The sequence below is a fragment of the Bacillota bacterium genome (genome assembly GCA_012837285.1).
Classification (GTDB): Bacteria; Bacillota; DTU030; order DUMP01; family DUMP01; genus DUNI01.
Genome location: DURJ01000164.1, coordinates 1 through 4,108 on the forward strand (window position 1 = coordinate 1; position 4,108 = coordinate 4,108).

The 4,108-nt window shown below is 53.3% G+C and carries 4 protein-coding genes and 5 tRNA genes; 1 reads left to right on the forward strand and 8 read right to left on the reverse strand.

Annotation, left to right across the window (positions count from 1 at the left end; translation table 11 throughout):
- Positions 1-64: 64 nt before the first annotated feature.
- The 7 genes from GX016_09740 to GX016_09770 form a co-directional block, all read right to left on the reverse strand.
- Positions 65-139: transfer RNA gene (locus tag GX016_09740), tRNA-Gln, on the reverse strand.
- A 53-nt stretch (positions 140-192) separates the two neighbouring features.
- Positions 193-269 (reverse strand) — tRNA-His (locus GX016_09745).
- Between the two features lie 63 nt (positions 270-332).
- Positions 333-409: transfer RNA gene (locus GX016_09750), tRNA-Arg, on the reverse strand.
- Between the two features lie 7 nt (positions 410-416).
- Positions 417-491, reverse strand: a tRNA-Gly gene (locus tag GX016_09755).
- Between the two features lie 17 nt (positions 492-508).
- Positions 509-585: transfer RNA gene (locus GX016_09760), tRNA-Pro, on the reverse strand.
- 147 nt (positions 586-732) lie between these two features.
- On the reverse strand, positions 733-2,139 hold the full coding sequence (locus GX016_09765) for a nickel-dependent hydrogenase large subunit (GenBank protein HHT71829.1): 1,407 nt from the start codon (positions 2,137-2,139) through the stop codon (positions 733-735).
- A gap of 2 nt (positions 2,140-2,141) precedes the next feature.
- Complete coding sequence (locus tag GX016_09770; protein HHT71830.1) at positions 2,142-3,089, reverse strand: hydrogenase small subunit; 948 nt, start codon at positions 3,087-3,089, stop codon at positions 2,142-2,144.
- A 176-nt stretch (positions 3,090-3,265) separates the two neighbouring features.
- Here GX016_09770 and GX016_09775 point away from each other — a divergent pair, with 176 nt between their 5' ends.
- Positions 3,266-3,763, forward strand: coding sequence for a hydrogenase maturation protease (locus tag GX016_09775; protein ID HHT71831.1), 498 nt, complete (start codon positions 3,266-3,268; stop codon positions 3,761-3,763).
- Between the two features lie 20 nt (positions 3,764-3,783).
- On the opposite strand, the gene GX016_09780 is transcribed toward GX016_09775, so the two are convergent.
- A partial coding sequence (locus tag GX016_09780; protein HHT71832.1) for a non-canonical purine NTP pyrophosphatase occupies positions 3,784-4,108 on the reverse strand: 325 nt, incomplete at its 5' end.

Consider the following 4,108-nt stretch of genomic DNA (forward strand, 5'->3'; position numbering starts at 1 on the left):
CCACTAGATCCTAAGTCTAGCGCGTCTGCCTGTTCCGCCACATCCGCATTTTTAATTAGTAGAGTGGCTGGGGCGGCTGGATTCGAACCAACGCATACAGGATCCAAAGTCCCGTGCCTTACCGCTTGGCTACGCCCCAACGCAAAGAAAGTGAATAAAGAAACCGCCGAGGCGATTTCTTAGTAGACAGAATGGGGTGAATGATGGGATTCGAACCCACGACCCCCAGAGCCACAATCTGGTGCTCTAACCAACTGAGCTACATTCACCACGACACTCTTCCGATGCCAGTATAACAAAAAGTGTTATTGGCGTCAAGTTTTAAAAGGAGCTGGCGTCCTGGGAGGGACTCGAACCCCCAGCCCACAGCTTAGAAGGCTGTTGCTCTATCCGGTTGAGCTACCAGGACACAGACATGGAGCGGGAAACGGGACTCGAACCCGCGACACCCAGCTTGGAAGGCTGGTGCTCTACCACTGAGCTACTCCCGCATGTTTAAGCAAAACTCTGGTCGGGGCGATAGGATTCGAACCTACGACCCCATGGTCCCAAACCATGTGCGCTACCAAACTGCGCCACGCCCCGCCTCGCGTTTTATATTATAGCTTATTTATGGTTGTTCGTCAAAGCAATTTTGCGCGTGCTATTCCGTTCGGGCCAACACGGAAACCGGCCCCTGCACATACGTCCTATATGTTATACGCAGCATTATGGCAGATTCTGTGGGGGTAGTTAGAACACTGTCTGGGCAACTTTATTCCCCCGGACATCCAATACATGAGTGGCGCAGGCGAGGCAGGGGTCAAAAGAGCGGATGATACGGCCGAGGATTGTGAAGAGCATGTCGCGGCGAGGAATCTTGGTGCCGATGAGGGCAGCTTCGGCCGGGCCAGACTGCCCGTTGGCATCTTTGGGGGAAAAGTTCCAGACAGTGGGTGTGATGATGTTATATTCTTTCACTGTTTCCCTGTCAATTACAGTTTGATGGAGAAGCGGGCCGCGCATGGCGTCGTTAACAGCTATGGCCGCACTTTTCTTCGGCTCTTTTTTCTGCTGCAGGGGCGCAGGCCCCGGCTCCAGTCGCCGCAACCACTCTCCTATCAGCTTGGTAATATAATAGGTTTCTAACGAGCGGGCATAAATCCGATCCATGGTGGCGGTACCACCACTGTAGTTGCCGGTGAGAAGCATCCGCACCAGCGGCCCGCCTTGAAAATGTTCACCATCATAGGTAACAGATTTTATCCAAGTATAAGCCCTGGGCTTATAGGGATCGGGTTCAAGGACAGTCTCGCTGTCGGTTACAGTCTCTTGGTACCAGGAATGACTGACATCTTCTTGAATGAGCTCCAGCCTAGGCGTTGTCACCACATTATCTACCACCACTCCGGCCGGCCAAAGGGTGCGCTCATTCTTTGCCCCGAACCGGAACAGACCGAAGGATAGCAACCGGCGGTGTGTGCAACCGATGGTAAAGTAGTCATGGTAGGCCTGAGCAATTAGTTCGGTATCAGGTAGCATCCTGTGAACCACAAACTGTTGGATTTTATCTAACAGTGCTAAGGCCTGATTGACTTTGTCAGCGGTGATAGCTACCGACACCCCGCCGTGGACAAAGCCATGCTGGTGGGGTGCTTTGCCGCCAAAAAGAGCCTGCAGCTGGTGGCTCTCCTGGGCCGCCTTGATAGCTTCGAAATAATGGCTTACCAGCTTTTGGTTCACCTTGGGGCTGAGCCGGGCATCGGTAAGATTTTGCCCTTGGAAGGGTGGCTGATCCGGCATCTGCACAAAATCAGGCAGGCTAAAGAGATAAAAATGGCGGATATGGTTTTGCAGAAAGTCAGCCCCCAGCATAGTATTCCTCAGGTACTGGGCATTGTCGCTGAGATCGTTGTCCAAAATATCATCCACCAAGTAACTGGCCACAGCACCATGGGCCAGGGAGCAGATGCCGCAGACGCGCTGCGTCAGGTAGACGGCATCGGTGATGTGGCGCCCTTGCATGATCCACTCGAACCCGCGAAACATGGTACTGCTTGCATTGGCCTCCACTACCTCTTGGCTATCAACAACCACCTGTACTGACAACAAGCCGCTCAAGCGGGTTACGGGACTGAACACAATGCGTTCGCTGCCCATGGCTATTCTCCTTTCCCGGTCGGAAGTGTTGACGGTGCCGGCTCTGTACTCTTTTGCGGCAGAGGGCTAAAAAACGGCGTGGAACCATCGGGGAAATCCGGGTTGGTACAACCAATACAAGGTGTATTGGCCTTAACCGGCCAGCTTACATGATTAACCCACAGACGATAGGGACAGTCGGCAAAAGTGCGCGGTCCCACACATCCCAAGGAAAACATGCACTCGATATCTCCCAGCTCCCGAGCAAACTGATTGCGGTCAAAATAGGAGCGACGCTGACAGTGCCGGTGAATGGTGAATTGGTAAAACATTGTAGGACGTCCGCGCTCGTCAAGGTCCGGTACACCGTAAAGTAGCAGGTGGGCCAACGTTCCCACGAACCAGTCGGGATTAACCGGGCACCCGCTCACATTGATCACTGGGCGCTGAAGAACGCTCTGCACCCCCACGCTGCCGGTAAGATTGGGCCGGGCCGCAGATGGTCCGCCAAAGCTGGCGCAGGTGCCAATGGCCACCACATATCGGGCCCGGCTCCCGAGCCAGGTCACGGCCTCCCGGGCGGTAATGGGCTTGGTATCGGTCACGGCAATAACATTGTAGATGCCGTTGTCTTTCAGCGGTATGGCTCCTTCCACTACCAACGTAAACTGATCGGCATACTGCTCGGCGGCACGATATAACACCTCCAGTGCCTCGCGGCCTTGGGCGGCCATAAAAGTGTTGCTATATAGAAGGTCAATCATATTAGCAAACACCTGCCCCAAATAGGGGTAGGCGGTGTTCATAAAGGAAATGTTGTTGTCGCCGCTGTCGTTTGTTTCTAGCCAAATAACCGGCATTTTGGGCTGTTGATGTTTTGTACGGTAAGAATCTGCAATCTTAAGGACAGCCCGCGACATGGCATGACCATCGCTGTTGGCTAGCTCGCGGCACAGGTCCACAAACTCCATCTTTTCCAATTGGGTAAACCTCCTTAACACTCATACACCATGTAGTCCCAGTATATGATGGTGGAAGGTGTTCATTGCCAATGGGCCGCGCCATAAAACAGACTTGGTGAATATCAAAAGACCAGGTAGCTTTTCGTGCCGGACGTTGTCTAACAAGATTTAGGAAGGTGAACGTAGTGCCAACCGGTCCTGGATGTCCTGGCTATAGGGCACTGGTAATTGGAATAGGTAACCTATTAATGAGCGATGACGGTGTGGGTGTGCGGGCAATCCAACAGCTCCTACAACAAAAACTACCACCGGGCATAGCCGCCCTGGTGGTAGGTACCGGAGCCATTAAGTATTTGGATGAGATCAGCCGAGCTGAGACCCTTGTGGCTGTGGATGCCATGCGTGGGAACGGCCTGCCGGGAACTATTTACCGTATTACTGACTTAACTCAGCTGGCTAAAATCCGGCAGAAAGAAATCGACTGCCACACTTGTGACTTATCGACCATTATTACTTGGGCACGGGCGCTGAGCGGAATACCCACCGTAGTTATCTTGTACGGACTAGAACCCTTTAACATCGCTCCCGGTTGCACCTTGTCCCCTCCCGTACAAGAAGCTCTGCCCCGACTCTTATCTCTTCTACTGGAGGAAATAGTAGAATTGTGTGCACCCGGCCGATAGGAACCCCTGTCTATCCCCTGCTAATCTTCGCTGTCTAGTTTTTCCAGCAAACGACGCAGTTTGGCGATAGCCTGTCCCCGATGGCTGACGCTGTTTTTCTCTTCTACTGTAAGCTCGGCCATGGTACGATGGAAAGTCGGCAGATAAAACAGCGGGTCGTAGCCGAAGCCACCGCAGCCACGCCCACTTTCGGCAATGAAGCCGCTGCAGATGCCTTCCACTGTGAACTCTCGGCCCGGCTCTAACACTAAGGCTAATACTGTCCGGAATTGGGCTTGGCGTTGCTCCGGCGGCAAACCCTGCAGTTTTTTTAGCAGTAAGGCATTATTGGCGGCATCGTCTTGC

Coding starts and splice junctions, on each gene's coding strand:
- GX016_09765 (HHT71829.1), bottom strand. CDS start 2,139: ATGGGCAGCGAACGCATTGTGTTCAGTCCCGTAACCCGCTTGAGCGGC.
- GX016_09770 (HHT71830.1), bottom strand. CDS start 3,089: ATGGAGTTTGTGGACCTGTGCCGCGAGCTAGCCAACAGCGATGGTCAT.